Annotated in this window: 12 protein-coding genes; 7 read left to right on the forward strand and 5 right to left on the reverse strand. The window is 64.4% G+C overall.

Annotated features, from left to right (window positions below; genetic code table 11):
- Positions 1–177 precede the first annotated feature (177 nt).
- Positions 178–552 (forward strand): gamma-butyrobetaine hydroxylase family protein, encoded by a 375-nt coding sequence (locus tag BJF92_RS05470; RefSeq protein WP_075633738.1) that lies wholly within the window; start codon positions 178–180, stop codon positions 550–552.
- Positions 549–1763: a low temperature requirement protein A gene (locus BJF92_RS05475; RefSeq protein WP_075633739.1), complete on the forward strand. Its 1215-nt coding sequence runs from the start codon at positions 549–551 to the stop codon at positions 1761–1763. The genes BJF92_RS05470 and BJF92_RS05475 overlap by 4 nt, the downstream gene beginning before the upstream one ends.
- A 125-nt stretch (positions 1764–1888) precedes the next feature.
- Here BJF92_RS05475 and BJF92_RS05480 read toward each other — a convergent pair whose 3' ends face one another.
- Together BJF92_RS05480 and fumC are read right to left on the reverse strand one after the other, a co-directional pair.
- On the reverse strand, positions 1889–2959 hold the full coding sequence (locus tag BJF92_RS05480) for a GGDEF domain-containing protein (RefSeq protein WP_075633740.1): 1071 nt from the start codon (positions 2957–2959) through the stop codon (positions 1889–1891).
- Between the two features lie 202 nt (positions 2960–3161).
- Entirely contained in the window at positions 3162–4553 is a 1392-nt protein-coding gene (gene fumC, locus BJF92_RS05485; RefSeq protein WP_075633741.1) for a class II fumarate hydratase, read from the reverse strand.
- A gap of 469 nt (positions 4554–5022) precedes the next feature.
- On the opposite strand from fumC, the gene BJF92_RS05490 reads away from it, so the two are divergent.
- On the forward strand, positions 5023–6927 hold the full coding sequence (locus BJF92_RS05490; RefSeq protein WP_075633742.1) for a L,D-transpeptidase family protein: 1905 nt from the start codon (positions 5023–5025) through the stop codon (positions 6925–6927).
- Positions 6928–7011: 84 nt separating this feature from the next.
- Here the strand turns inward: BJF92_RS05490 and BJF92_RS05495 are convergent, their stop codons facing one another.
- Entirely contained in the window at positions 7012–7533 is a 522-nt protein-coding gene (locus BJF92_RS05495; protein ID WP_078057877.1) for a DinB family protein, read from the reverse strand.
- Positions 7534–7597: 64 nt separating this feature from the next.
- Here BJF92_RS05495 and BJF92_RS05500 point away from each other — a divergent pair, with 64 nt between their 5' ends.
- Together BJF92_RS05500 and BJF92_RS05505 are read left to right on the forward strand one after the other, a co-directional pair.
- Positions 7598–8221 carry a TetR/AcrR family transcriptional regulator gene (locus tag BJF92_RS05500; RefSeq protein ID WP_245294660.1) on the forward strand — a complete coding sequence of 208 codons (624 nt, stop codon included), beginning with the start codon at positions 7598–7600 and terminating at the stop codon, positions 8219–8221.
- A 188-nt stretch (positions 8222–8409) separates the two neighbouring features.
- Positions 8410–9732 carry a S41 family peptidase gene (locus tag BJF92_RS05505; RefSeq protein ID WP_075633744.1) on the forward strand — a complete coding sequence of 441 codons (1323 nt, stop codon included), beginning with the start codon at positions 8410–8412 and terminating at the stop codon, positions 9730–9732.
- A 40-nt stretch (positions 9733–9772) separates the two neighbouring features.
- Here the strand turns inward: BJF92_RS05505 and BJF92_RS05510 are convergent, their stop codons facing one another.
- Together BJF92_RS05510 and BJF92_RS05515 are read right to left on the reverse strand one after the other, a co-directional pair.
- Positions 9773–11602 (reverse strand): ABC transporter ATP-binding protein, encoded by a 1830-nt coding sequence (locus BJF92_RS05510; protein WP_075633745.1) that lies wholly within the window; start codon positions 11600–11602, stop codon positions 9773–9775.
- Positions 11603–11749: 147 nt separating this feature from the next.
- A complete protein-coding gene (locus tag BJF92_RS05515; protein WP_143523915.1) occupies positions 11750–12442 on the reverse strand; it encodes an HAD family hydrolase in 693 nt (230 codons plus the stop codon).
- Positions 12443–12807: 365 nt separating this feature from the next.
- Here BJF92_RS05515 and rpiA point away from each other — a divergent pair, with 365 nt between their 5' ends.
- Together rpiA and BJF92_RS05525 are read left to right on the forward strand one after the other, a co-directional pair.
- Entirely contained in the window at positions 12808–13500 is a 693-nt protein-coding gene (gene rpiA / locus BJF92_RS05520) for a ribose-5-phosphate isomerase RpiA (RefSeq protein ID WP_075633747.1), read from the forward strand.
- A 94-nt stretch (positions 13501–13594) separates the two neighbouring features.
- On the forward strand, positions 13595–14119 hold the full coding sequence (locus BJF92_RS05525) for a DUF2059 domain-containing protein (RefSeq protein ID WP_075633748.1): 525 nt from the start codon (positions 13595–13597) through the stop codon (positions 14117–14119).
- Positions 14120–14325 lie beyond the last annotated feature (206 nt).

The following is a 14325-nucleotide window of genomic DNA, read 5'->3' on the forward strand; positions in this document are numbered from 1 at the left end:
CATGGCGTTTCGTCTCTGCGGCAGGCCGATGTTTCGCATGTCGGCGGCTTGCCGCCGGCTTTCAAGTCGTGGAAAGCGCTGAAGGGCGAAGTTTCTCCGGGATCGATGGCTCATCCCCGCTGTCTCCCTGGCAAAACTGCGCTAATTCAGGGGAAATTCAAGGAGAGACGGGCAATCATGAGCGATATTTGGCCGACGGAGCTGAGCGTTTCGAAGGATCGGCGGGCGATGACGGTGAGTTTCACCGACGGCGCACGCTTCGTGCTGCCGGCCGAGCGCATGCGGGTGCTTTCGCCCTCCGCAGAGGTGCAGGGCCATGGGCCGGGCCAGAAGGTGACCGTGCCGGGCAAGCGCGATGTCGGCATCCGCGCCGTGCAGCCGACCGGCAATTACGCCGTGCGCATCGCCTTCGACGACGGGCATGATACCGGCATCTTCACCTGGTCGTATCTGCGCCAGCTGGGCGAGGAGGGGGAAGCCCTGTTCGCCGCCTATGAGGCGGAACTGGCCGAGAAGGGTCTCAGCCGCGACCCCAGGGCGGGCGGCCGGTGAGCGAGGCGGGGCGCGGCTGGCTGCGCGAACGCCGGGCGGAAGACGCCGACAAGGTGGATTTCCCCGAGCTGTTTTTTGATCTCGTCTTCGTCATCTCCATCCTGCAGGTGTCCCACCGGCTGGCCACGCATTACGACGCGCTGGGCTTCGTCGAGACGCTTCTGATCATGTTGGCGCTCTGGTGGGTGTGGATCTTCACCACCTGGGTCACCAACTGGCTCGATCCGGACAAGCTCCCTGTGCGGCTGATGCTGTTCGCGCTGACCTTTCTCGGCCTTCTGCTCGCCTCCGCCGTCGGCAAGGCCTTTGACGAGAAGGCGCTGCTTTTCGCCGGCGCCTATGTGACGATGCAGGTCGGCCGGTCGCTCTTCGCGCTCTATGCCTTTCATGGCCACAGTCCCGACGAATTTTCCCATTTCCGCCGGGTGACGATCTGGCTGGTCGCCTCCGCCATCCTCTGGATCGCCGGCGCGCTTCTCGGCGGCCATGTGCAGCTGATGCTCTGGATCGCGGCGATCGGGATCGAATATGCAGCGCCCGCCGCCGGATTTCGCGTGCCGGGGCTTGGGCGGTCGGAGGGGGACGATTGGGACGTGCTGGGCGCCCACATGGCCGAGCGCTGCGCGCTGTTCGTCATCATCTGCCTCGGCGAAACCATTCTGGTCACCGGCCGCACCTTAAGCGACATGCCGATGGAGCCGCTGACCTTCCTGCTGGCCTCGACCGCCTTCCTGACCACGGCGCTGATGTGGTGGATCTATTTCCATTTCGGCCATGACCGCGCGGCCGAGGAGATCGAGACGGCGCGCGAGCCGGGCGAGGCGGCCCGCACCATCTTCACCTATGCCCATATTCCGATCGTGGTGGCGATCATTCTTTCGGCGGTGGGGGAGGAATTCGTGCTCAGCCATCCGACCGGCGAGACCGAGCTGAAGACCGCCAGCGCGCTGATCGGCGCGCCCGCCATTTTTCTTCTCGGCAATGTCTGGATCAAGCGGGCGGCCACGGGCCGCATCCCGCCCTCGCATCTGATCGGCCTGGCGCTGCTGGCGCTCGCCATTCCCATGTCGCTGGTGCTTCAGCCCTATGCGCTGTTTGTGCTCGCTATGGCGATCCTGGCGGTGACAGCGGCCTGCGAGGTCTACTTCCTACGCCGCGCCTTGGCGCATCTGCGCGGCAAAGAGAGGGAAAAGCAGAGCGGTGAGGGGTGAGGGCAGGCAAAGAGTGAGGTCATCGGGCCGCGTTTGATTGTCGGTCCGATGCTTGAGGATTTCGTTTCCGGATCGGATTTGTCCGAAAACCTGTACCCAGTTTTCAGCCCGATGCGCCGGATGCGCTACCGCCGATAGATCAGCCAGCCGCGCCGGCTTTCCTTTTTCATCCCGTCTTCATAGACCGTGCTGCAGTTGCGCCCGGAGTTCTTGGCGCAATAAAGAGCGATGTCGGCCTTGTTGTAGAGGTCGAGATAATCTGCCGCCTGCGTCGCTTGGCAGAGGCCGATCGACAGCGTGATCGGCCCGTAATTGACACCGGTCTTGGAGTTCTTGAACGGTGTATTGGCCAGCGCCTGGCGAATGCGTTCGGCGATCTGATAGCTTTCGTCCGTAGAGGCATCGGTGAGGATGACGGCAAACTCCTCGCCGCCGGTGCGCGCCACGAAGGTGTCCCGTCGCAGGGTGGCGCGGATGACATTGCCCACGGTCGCCAGGATCTTGTCGCCGATCGGATGGCCGAAACTGTCGTTGATCTTCTTGAAATGATCGATATCGGCGATCAGCAGGCTGGTCGAGGCGCGGTGCTGCTCGGAATTGTAAACGGTTGCGAGGCGCTCGTCGAAGGCGCGGCGATTGGCAAGCCGCGTCAGCGAATCCGTGTTGGCGATGCGCTTGTATTCGTCCAGTTCCTGGCGGATCGCCTCCATCTCCACCGACTTCTGCGACACGTTTTCCGCGCGCTCGCGTCCCTGCGTCACGGTCTCAGTGGTGGCGGACGTCAACAGATCGACGGCCTGGCGCAGGATTTCGGCACCGGCATGGCCTTTGATATTGATCTGCGCCGTGGTCTCGTCCAGGAGCTTTGTGTAGCTTTCCAGCGCCACATGCTCCTCGCGCATCATCGACAACAGTTCTTTGAGATGGCGGGCGAGATGGGCATGCACCCGCTCGACGCCCGCGGGATAGTGAATATGAGCGAAGTGCCGGGCGCCGATCAGGTCGAGCTCTTCCTGGGTGGCCTTGCTGCCGAGCGCGGCAAGCTCCTGGGTCAGCTTGGGGTTCGAGCCGAGATAGGCTTCGTAGTAGAGTTCGTAATTGCGCGGGATCGGCGCCACCCCCATGACGCGCATGGCGAAGGTCACTTGCGCGGCAATGTCAGGCGCCTGGTTCTTGCTCGTCTTGGCGTGCGCCATCGCGAACCCTTTCCCCTCAATTCTCTTTTGAATCCAATACGGCGTAAAGATTGGAGAAGCTTTAAAGGTTTGTCGTTCCCGAAAAATTTGAAAAGTTTTTACGCAATTAAGGCCTTCTCGGCGCGCGATGCCGGGCCTGCGGCAGACAGGGCGGCGGTGCTGCGCCGTCCTGTCCGGTGTTTCGCCCCCCGTCCTGATACGATCAGGCGGGGCTGATCATGGTCTCCGGGCGGACGACCTCGTCGAATTCCGCGTCGGTGACATAGCCGCCGCCGACGGCTTCCTCACGCAGCGTGGTGCCGTTCTTGTGCGCCGTCTTGGCGATCTTGGCGGCATTGTCATAACCGATCTTCGGCGCCAGGGCGGTGACCAGCATCAGCGAGCGCTCAAGCGCCGCCTTGATGTTGTCCTCACGAGCTTCGATGCCGGTCACGCAATTGTCGGTGAAGGAGATGGCGGCATCGGCCAGCAGCTGCACCGACTGCAGGAAGTTATAGGCCATCAGCGGATTGTAGACGTTGAGCTCGAAATGGCCCTGGCTGCCGGCAAAGGTCAGCGCGGCGTGATTGCCGAACACCTGAACGCAGACCTGCGTCAAGGCCTCGCATTGGGTGGGGTTGACCTTGCCGGGCATGATCGAGGAGCCGGGTTCGTTTTCCGGCAGCGACAATTCGCCCAGACCCGAGCGCGGGCCGGAGCCCAAAAGGCGGATGTCGTTGGCGATCTTGAACAGGGCGGCAGCCGTGGAATTGATCGCGCCATGGCTGAAGACCATGGAATCATGCGCGGCCAGCGCCTCGAACTTGTTGGGCGCGGAGGTGAAAGCGATGCCGGTGATCGCAGCGATCTCTTCCGCCACCTTCTCGGCAAAGCCGATCGGAGCATTGAGACCGGTGCCGACCGCGGTGCCGCCCTGTGCCAGCTCCTGCAGGCCCGGCAAAGTCATCTCGATGCGCTTGATCGATGAGGCGACCTGGGCGGCATAGCCGGAGAATTCCTGGCCGAGCGTCAGCGGCGTCGCATCCTGCGTGTGGGTGCGGCCGATCTTGATGATGTGGTCGAAGGCCTTCACCTTGGCTTCCAGCGCGGCATGCAGATGCTTGAGCGCCGGCAGCAGATCGTGAACCACCCGTTCGGCGCAGGCAATGTGCATGGCGGTCGGGTAGGTGTCGTTCGACGACTGGCTCATATTGACGTGGTCGTTCGGATGAACCGGCTTCTTGGAGCCCATCACGCCGCCGAGCATCTCGATCGCCCGGTTGGAGATCACTTCATTGGCATTCATGTTGGACTGGGTGCCCGAGCCGGTCTGCCAGACCACCAGCGGGAAGTGGTCGTTCAGCTTGCCGTCGATGACCTCCTGCGCCGCCGCGACGATGGCGTCGCCCACCGTCTTGTCCAGCCGGCCGAGCGCCATGTTGGTACGGGCTGCGGCCTGCTTGACGATGCCGAGCGCGCGCACGATGGCAAGCGGCTGCTTTTCCCAGCCGATCTTGAAATTGCCGAGCGAGCGCTGCGCCTGCGCGCCCCAGTAGCGGTCCGCGGCAACCTCGATCGGGCCAAAGGTATCGGTTTCGGTGCGGGTGGCTGTCATCGTTTCCTATCCCTCAAAAAGCGCGCCGGCCGAGGATATCGTGACGGGGCCAAGCGTCGCGGATGCCCGTTGGTTTGGCCCATCGGGGCGGGGCTTGTAAAGGGGGCGCGGCACCCTCCCGATGCTGGCCGCAAGATCCAATCGATTAAGCTGCGTAAGCCGGGCAGAAGGGCGCGGCTGGGTGCGTGGCAGTTCCGTCACACGGCTTGTCTTTCTTGCCGAAACGGCTCTCACCCGTCCTGTCACGAAGGCGTGAAAGATTTTCTAAACCTTCTGGATTCCTGTTCGTTTTCAGGGAGATGAAATGGGCGATCCGCCCCAGTCGGTGGCGTTCGGCGGCATCGCGCCGGCCCGGCGTTTCCTTTTCATTCACCATCCTTTTCTATAGGTGTCTGAGCTCGGTGAAGGACAAGACCGAATCGAGCGCGAAACGCCCCCGCTAGGCCTTTGCGAGACAGGACTGCAGCCCATGACATTGAAGAAGACCGCGACCCTCCTCGCGCTTGCGGCCGGATGCGGCCTTTCCGCGCTTGGCGCGCCTCAGGCCCATGCCCTCACCCTGATGGATCTTTTCCGCAAGCGCAGCGAGCCGGTTCAGCAGCAGGTCACGCTTCCAGGGGTCTATCAGCCGGGCGAGGGTGCGGTCGCCGCGCCGCCCGCGCAAAAGCGCGTCGCCGAGCCGCTGCCCAAGGTGACGGCGCCGAAATATTACACCTACAAGGCCGACGCACCGCGCCGGATCGACGCCGCCCGCCTGCTCGATCCCGTCATCACCGGGTCGATTGCGCAGGGCACCGATGCCGCAGACCCCGCCTCGCCGGGTGCGATGCTGCGCGCGGTGCTGCCGACCGTGTCCGTTTCGGCCACGTCCGACATCGCCAAGGCGGTGGAATCCTTCTACGCCGAATCGGGCCATTTCCTCTGGATCGACGACCATGGCGTGACTGACAAGGCCCGCGCCGCGCTCGCCACGCTCGCCAAGGCCGACGCGGTCGGGCTGGATGCGCGCGACTATGCCGTCGCTTTGCCCGAAGAAAGCGCCGATCCGTCCGCGCGCGAAAAGGCGCTCGCCACCTTCGAGCTGAAACTGACCGTCGCCGCTCTGTCCTATGTTCAGGACACGATCCGCGGCCGCATCGACCCCAACCGGATTTCCGGCTATCACGACTTCAAGCGCAAGGACGTCAATCTAGCCGGTAAGCTGAAGGTCATGGCGGCCTCCAACGATATCGCCGCCTATCTCGACAGCCAGACGCCCGATGGCCCGCAGTTCCAGGCGCTGCGCGCCGAGCTGGCGCGGCTGAGCACCGAGGCCGGTGGCGGCGCGCAGAGCGCGCCCGTGCGCATCGCGCCCGGCACGCTGATCAAGCCCGGCGACAGCAATGCCGAGCTTGCCAATGTCATCGCGGCAATGCAGCAGCGCGGCTCCGATGCCTTCAAGGCGCGCCATGCCGATCTGCTTGCCAGCTATGCCGGTTCCCCGGACTATACGCCCGAACTGGTCGACATGGTCGAGGATTTCCAGGCCGAGCATGGCCTCGCGCGCGACGGCGTGATCGGCCGCGGCTCCATCCGCTTCCTCACAGGCGGCGCAGCCGAGAGCGCGAGTGGCCGCATCGACAAGCTGAAGATCGCCATGGAGCAGGCACGCTGGCTGCCCGACGATCTCGGCAACCGCTACGTCTTCGTCAACCAGCCCGCCTTCGAGGTCTATTACCACGACAAGGGGCAGGAGCAGTTCGCCATGCGCGTGGTGGTCGGGGCCAAGGCGCACCAGACCTTCTTCTTCGAGGACGAGATCCAGACGGTGGAGTTCAACCCCTATTGGGGCGTGCCGCAGTCGATCATCATCAATGAAATGCTGCCCAAGCTGCGCAGCGACCCGAATTATCTCGACCGTCTCGGCTATCAGGTCGAGGTCGGCGGCCGCGCCGTCGCCTCCTCCTCGGTCGACTGGTATGGGTCGACCAAGAACGTCGCCGTGCGCCAGCCGCCTTCCAGCGACAATGCGCTGGGCGAGCTGAAGATCCTTTTCCCGAACGCGCATGCGATCTACATGCACGACACGCCGTCGAAGAGCTTCTTCAAGCGTGACCAGCGGGCGCTCAGCCATGGCTGCATCCGCCTGGCCGACCCGCGCAAGATGGCCGCCGCCGTGCTGGGCACCACCCAGGACGACGTGGCCAAGCAGATCGCCAGCGGCAAGAACAAGGGCGTCTCCGTGCCGAGCCGCATTCCGATCTATGTCGCCTATTTCACCGCCTGGCCGAACAAGGACGGCAAGGTCGAATATTTCGACGACGTCTATGATCGCGACCTTTACATGAACAAGGCCTTCGAGGCGACGCGTCTCGCCCGTCAGACCCGCGGCTAAGCGCATCTGCGTTTGCCGAAGCGAAAACGAAGCCCGCGCGGGTCGATCCGCGCGGGCTTTTTCGTCTGCGGTCCTGCGCTCGTCTCAGCCCGCTTTGGCCAGAGCTGCGACCCGGCGTGCGGGTTCGATCTGGTGCAGATGCACGGCGAAGGTATCCCAGGGCGCATCGATGCCGGCCGAGGACAGAAGCTGTGTGATCTCGCCGCGATGGATCGCGGCATGCGTGGCCACATGCAGCAATATTTCGCCCCGGCTCATGCGTCCCCTATCGCCATCGGTGAAGGTGAAGGCGATCTCCTCGCTCAGCGTGTCCGGGTCGCGGTCTGAGAGATAGTCGATGTACCAGCCGTCGCAGGCCTCCGTGTCATGCCGCAGGCTCGGTAGATGCGGTGTTTCCTCGACGCTGTCGGAGAGATAGGAATGGGCACGGCCGGTCAGATGCGCGGCGAAGATCTGGCCGACGATTTCGATGTGGCGCATGCGTTTCAGCGCCGTGGCGCGCGGCTCGGCGGGGCCATTCTCCGGCAGCGCGGCGAGGGTGTCGAGAAAGGCTTTGTTGGCCCAGCCGTGATGGCGGTAGAGGCGCGCGAGGATGTCGATGATCATGGTGTCGGTTTCCTGCAGAAGAACGGGTTTCAAACAGGCTTAAACGTCCCGCCGGAGGGGCATCATGTCTACTCGCATCGCCAAGGGCGCCGCCAGTATGCGCAAGACGCCGCGACAGGCGCGTTCGCGCGCCCTGGTCGAGGCCATTCTGGAAGCCGGGGCTCGCATTTTGAGCGTCGAGGGTTGGGCTGGCTTCACCACCAATGCCGTGGCCGAGCGCGCCGGCGTCAGCATCGGCTCGCTCTACCAGTATTTTCCCGACAAGCTTGCGCTGACCGATGCGATCCGCCAGCGCCACCTCGATGACTGCATGGCCGTGCTGCGCCTTTCGCAGGATGCGGCGCTTTCGTCCGACGCCTTTGCCGCCGGCCTTGCGCGCGCCATGATCTCGGCGCATCTGAAACATCCCGGCCTGCACAGGGTGCTGCTCGACGAGGCGCCGGCTTCGAGCGACTATCGAAATCCGCAGAGCGCTTTCGAGCAGGCCTATCTCGCCTGTTTCGAGGCTGCAGTCGCCCGCTATCGCGGCGAAGCGAACCGCGTGGCGGCACTGGTCCTGTCCGATGCCATCGATGGCATTGTCCACAATGCCGCGCGGCGCGGCATGCTCGCCGAGCCCGAGGTGGAGCGGGAGCTGGTGGCCGTCGTGCTCGCATCGCTTGCGCTGAGGACGCGATCTTCCAGCTGAGCGCGCGTCTTGAGCATGGGCGAGGCGCGCAGAAATTCACAAACAAGAGCCGATGCCTGTGATAGGGATTTCGGTCAAATCAGTGTATCGGCATCTGCTTCGCTGAGGTCCGCCCGCCGGTCGGCCTTGTCAGAGCCGGCAGGTTTTCGGGGCCGTCGTGCTCTCGATGTCAAATGTTCAGGAAGGTCATGATGCGGCGCTTCATTCCTCTCTTCGCCGGGGCCGCCTTCGGCGCTTCGGCCATGTGGGCCATTTCCACCGTGATGGAGCCGGCGCAGGCGGCCAGCGTCGCCACCTATCGCCAGCTCGCCACCTTCGGCGCCGTGCTGGAGCAGGTGGAGCGCAACTATGTGACGCCGCAGAAGGAGGGGGATCTCGTCGAGAACGCCATCAACGGCATGCTCTCCTCGCTCGATCCGCATTCCTCCTACATGAACGCCAAGGACGCGGAAAAGGCCAAGAGCCGCATCAGCGGCGAATTCGGCGGCCTGGGCCTGCAGGTGACCATGGAAGACAACCTCGTGAAGGTGGTCTCGCCCATGGACGACACGCCGGGCGCCAAGGCGGGTGTGCTGGCCGGCGACTTGATCACTGAGATCGATGGCCAATCGGTCAAGGGCATGAAGCTCGAGGACGCCGTCGGCAAGATGCGCGGCAAGGTGAAGACGCCGGTCAAGCTGACGCTGGTCCGCAAGGGCGCCGACAAGCCGATCCGGCTGACGATCCTGCGCGATACGATCACCGTCGAGGCGGTCAGGTCGCGGGTTGAAGGCGATGTCGGCTATATCCGCATCATCTCCTTCACCGAGAAGACGCAGGAGGGGCTGGAGGCCGCGATCGCCAAGATCAAGAAGGAGATCCCCGAAGATCGCCTGAAGGGTTATGTTCTCGACCTGCGCCTCAATCCCGGCGGGCTGGTGAACCAGGCCGTCAGCGTCTCCGACAGCTTCCTTGATCGCGGCGCGATCGTCTCCATGCGCGGCCGCAATCCCGAGGAGACGCGCCGCTACGAGGCGAGGCCGGGCGATCTCACAGATCACAAGCCGATCATCGTGCTGGTGAATGGCGGCTCGGCCTCGGCGGCGGAAATCGTTTCAGGCGCGCTGCAGGACCTCAAGCGCGCCACCGTGCTCGGCACGCGCTCCTTCGGCAAGGGTTCGGTTCAGACCATCATTCCCATGAATGATGGCGGCGCGCTGCGCCTAACCACCGCGCTCTATTACACGCCCTCGGGCAAATCGATCCAGGGCACCGGCATCACCCCCGACATCATCGTTGAGCAGCCGCTGCCGCCGGAGCTGCAGGGCAAGATGGAAACGACAGGCGAATCCAGCCTGCGCGGCCATATCCAGGGCAGAAACGAAACCGATGCCGGCTCCGGCTCTTCCGCCTATGTCCCCCCGGAGGCCAAGGACGACCTGCAGCTGCAGGCCGCGCTGAAGCTGCTGCGCGGCGAGAAGACCGACCCGGCCTTCCCACCGCGCACCGATAAGGCCGCGGCGCTGAAGTAGTCGCAGCGCCTGCGGGCGGCATGCTATCGGGGATGACGTGCTATCGAGCCTCCGTCGTCTCGCGGCCCTCGCCACCACGCTGCAATCGGGCATAGATGCCTGAAGCGACCATCAGCGTGGCATGGGTGCCATCCTCCGCCAGGCCTGTCTCATCCAGCACGAGGATGCGATCGGCGCGACGGATCGTCGACAGGCGATGGGCGATCACCAAGGTGGTGCGTCCTCTGGCAAGTGCCGCCAGCGCGGCCTGCACCGCACGCTCGCTGTCCTGATCGAGCGCGCTCGTCGCCTCATCGAAGACCAGGATCGGCGGATCCTTCAGAAAGACGCGAGCGATCGCCAGACGCTGCCGCTGGCCACCGGAAAGGGTCACGCCCCTTTGGCCGATTTCGGTGTCATAGCCCCTTGGTAGCGCCTGAATGAAGTCATGCGCATGGGCCGCGCGGGCAGCCGCCTCGATCTCCGCACGGGTCGCTTCGGGTCGGCCGTAGCGCAGATTGTCGGCCACCGTTCCTGCGAAGAGATAGACATCCTGCTGCACGAAGCCGATCGCCTGGCGCAGCGAGGCGAGGGTGACGCTGCGCACATCGGTGCCGTCAATGCTGATCGATCCGTCTCGCACGTCATAGAAGCGGGCGAGAAGCGCGCAGAGCGTGCTCTTGCCGACGCCGGAATGACCGACCAGGGCGACGAATTGGCCGCCGTCAATCGTCAGCGACAGCTGCCGCAGCACGTCGCCTTTGCCCCCGTAGCCGAAACGCACCGACTCGAACGTGATTGCGCCACGCTCGACCTTCAGCGGCCTTGCATCCGGCCGTTCCTGCAGATCCGGAACGATCTCCAGGATTTCCATGGCTCGGACGAAGCCGGTATAGCCCTCCTGCCAGAGGCGGATGACATTGGCGAGCCGCCGGACCGGATCGACCAGCACGCCAACGGTCAGCAGCAGGCTGAGCAGATCGGCCGTGGAAATCCGCGCGGAAAGGATGTGCCAGGCGCCGACAGCCAGGACCAGCCCCGTGAGAAGCTGGGCGAGCCCGTCCATGCTCAGCGAGAAACAGGCCTCATGACGATAGCTTTCCACGCGGCTGGCAAGGAAACGGCTGTTGAGCCGCTCGAACGCAGCCCGCTCGCGATCCTCCCCGGCAAAGGCCTGAACGAGGCGGATGCCCTGCAGCGTATCCTCGATCCGCTCGTTGATCGCGCCGATCTCCTGCTTGCTGCGGGCAATCGCCCGGTTCATCCGCCCGTTGAAATGCAGGGCCAGCAGGACGGCGAATGGGGTGATCGCCAGAACCATCCAGGCAATGACGGGATCGAGCAGGAAGAGCACGACGACGGCGCCTGCGAATTTGAGCCCGGCAATGAACAGATCCTCGGGCGCATGATGGAAAAGCTCGCCCAGCCAGAGCGAGTCGCTGGTCATGCGGCTCATCAGCTCGCCGGTGCGAACCCGGTCGTAAAAGCTGAGCGGCAATCTCTGGCAGTGGTCGAACAATTGCCGGCGGACATCGGCCTCGATGCGCGCGCCCATGACATGGCCCCAGTGATCTACGAAGAACTGCGCGCCGATCTGGGCACTCAGCGCTGCGAGAAGAAGGCTGGCGGGGGCAAGCAGGGCTTGCGGACTGGATGATCCACCCTCCAGCGCGCCGATCTCGCTGACGAGCCGGTTGATACCCAGCGGCACCCAGACGCTGCAGGCGGCGATGATCGCGGCAGCGAGCAAGTCCGCGGCCAGAAGCGCACGATGGGGAAGGTAATAGCCGAGAAACCGGCGCAGCCGGTCGGATTTCGCGGCGTTTTTTGAGGGATGGCGGCGTTTAAGCGGCGGCGGATCCTTCCGCGCCGGAGAAGAGGAAAAAGCCATGAACAAGACGATCCTGAGAGATGAAGCGGCGGGTGGCGTCGTTCAGGATCGTTTTCATGGGGTATCCTCCACCGTATCTGGCGGTGGAAGATTAGGACAAAGACCGGCTTTGTGCAACCGGTGCGCTGTTCCCGGCTAGGGCGGCGATCAGCCGGCCATCAGCCCTTCGACCAGCGTGACCGTCAGTTCGTCGAAGCCCTGGATGATCACGTCGGGATCGAGCGTGGCGATCGGCACGTCGGAATAGCCGAAGGGGACGGCAATGACCGGGACCTTGGCGTTGCGGGCGGCGAGGATGTCGTTCAGGCTGTCGCCGACCATCACCGCGCGGACCGGATCGCCGCCGGCCAGCCGGATGGTGCCGAGCAGGTGTTCGGCATGGGGCTTGCGCACATCGAAGCTATCGCCGCCGGTGATCGCCTTGAAGCGATGGTCGAGCTTCAGCTCGGACAGCAGCGTCTTGGCGAGCTTTTCCATCTTGTTGGTGCAGACGGCGAAGGCGTAGCCCTCCGCTTCCAGCCGGTCGAGCGCGTCGATCAGGCCGTCATAGGGCCTGGAGACGCCGGGCATGTGCGCATGATAATGCGCCACGAATTCCTTCATCTGGAAGGCCAGTTCCTCCTCCGAGAGCGCGCGCTCGCGCAAGGCAAAAGTGCGCTCGATCATCGCTTTGGCGCCGCTGCCGACCAGGAAGGTCAGGTCGTCATAGGTCACCGGCTCCAGGCCGGCCTGGACGACGGCGTGGTTCAGGCTGTCAACCAGATCATGGGCGGTGTCGATGAGCGTGCCGTCGAGATCGAAGACGATCAGCGGCGCGGAGGCGGAGCGGTCTGCGGACATGGGCATGTTCCTGGTGGGGGCTTTGCTGCCGGCGCGAGGGCCGACGGGACGGAAGAAGGCCTATCGGCTGTAGGAGATCGGCGGTTCCGTGGCAATGGGGCAGGCGTGTCGGGTCCGGGATGACGCAACAGGGGAGATGCGCAGGTCATCCTGGGCGACGTGACCTGCGCGGCCTTTCCGGGACCGCGATTGGCTCTTTTGTTTGCTGCGCGCCGCGTGTAAACGTTGCCTCCGCCAGGGCCTTGCCGGCCCCGGTGGTGGGATGGCCGAGGCTTCTCCTGCCTCCCCGAGGGGGATATCGGTGGATTTCGCACGGCCGCGGCGCAGTTTTGGCCCGGCAGGCTTCTTAAGGGAGAAGGCGGCGCATGGACGCCCGTCAGATGAAGATCAAGGCGGCCGAGGCCGCGCTCGCCCATGTCGAGGACGGCATGCGGCTTGGCATCGGCACCGGCTCGACCGCCGAGGAATTCGTCCGGCTTCTGGCCGAAAGGGTGGAGGCCGGGCTGTCGGTTCAGGGCGTGCCCACCTCCGAGCGCACGGCCCGGCTCTGCGTCGAGCTCGGCGTGCCGTTGCGCTCGCTCGACGAGCTGCCCGAGCTCGACCTGACAATCGACGGCGCGGACGAGGTGGATGCCGAGCTGCGGCTGATCAAGGGCGGCGGCGGCGCGCTTTTGCGCGAGAAGATCGTCGCCAGCGCATCGGCGCGGATGATCGTCATTGCCGACGAGAGCAAGGTTGTTGACACGCTCGGCGCCTTCAAGCTGCCGATCGAGGTCAATCTCTTCGGCCTGGCGGCAACGCGGATCGCGATTGAAAAGGCCGCGTCGCAGTGCGGTCTTTCGGGCGAGATCGCCTTGCGCATGACGGGCGACGGCGCCTATACGACCGATGGCGGGCATCTTATTCTCGACGCATCTTTTGGCCGCATTCCTGATGCAGAGGCGCTTTCCAACGCGCTCTACCGCATTCCGGGCGTGGTCGAGCATGGCCTCTTCATCGGCATCGCGTCGCTGGCGATCATTGCCGGCCCCGGCGGGGCCCGGGTGATGACGCGCTGAGCGCATCCCGGCGGCGGCGATCACAGTTCAAGGACAGGAGAGGCCCGGGCGCATGGTTTGCGGGCCGCTCGTCAACAGACAGGAGTTTTCCCTCATGATTTCCTTCGCACGTCACGGCCGCATGCTGGCAGCCGCGCTCGTTCTGACCACCGCTCTTGGCGCCGGCGCCCGCGCGCAGGACGTGACGGACGCGCAGCTGAAGGCTGCCCGTGCCGCGATCGCCGCCATCGGCGCGACCAATAATTTCGACAATATCCTGCCGAATCTGGCCGAGCGCCTGAAGCAGGGCCTGATCCAGTCCTCGCCGAACTACGAGGCGCTGATCAACAAGACCGTGGACGAAAAGGCGCTGGCCTTGGCCGCGCGCCGCGCCGATCTCGAGCGCGAGGCCGCGACGATCTATGCCAAGACCTTCACGGTCGATGAGCTGAACGCCATCGCCGCCTTCTACAGCTCGGCAGCCGGCAAGAAGCTTCTGAATGACGGCCCGATCGCCACGCGCGAAATGCTGAAAGCCGCCGATATCTGGGCCGCCGGCGTCTCGCGCGATCTGCAGACGGCTACTAGCAAGGCGCTGGACAAGACGCTGACCCCGCCGGCCGCCGCCGCTAAGCCGTGATTGGCAAGCCCTGATCGGCCCGGCCTCGTTCCAGAGCCCGGCTTTGCACCCCGCCATCGCATTTCGGATGGCGGGTGCAAGGCCGGGCTTTTCTTTTGTATCCCTGATCTCCACATGCTGCGGGCGCGCAACGGATTTTTTCCTGAAAACCGGTTCACAGCTTTCGGTTCGATGCTCTAAGACGGTCGCGCGTCTTGTTTCCTCTG

The organism is Xaviernesmea rhizosphaerae, from assembly GCF_001938945.1.
Classification (GTDB): domain Bacteria; phylum Pseudomonadota; class Alphaproteobacteria; order Rhizobiales; family Rhizobiaceae; genus Xaviernesmea; species Xaviernesmea rhizosphaerae.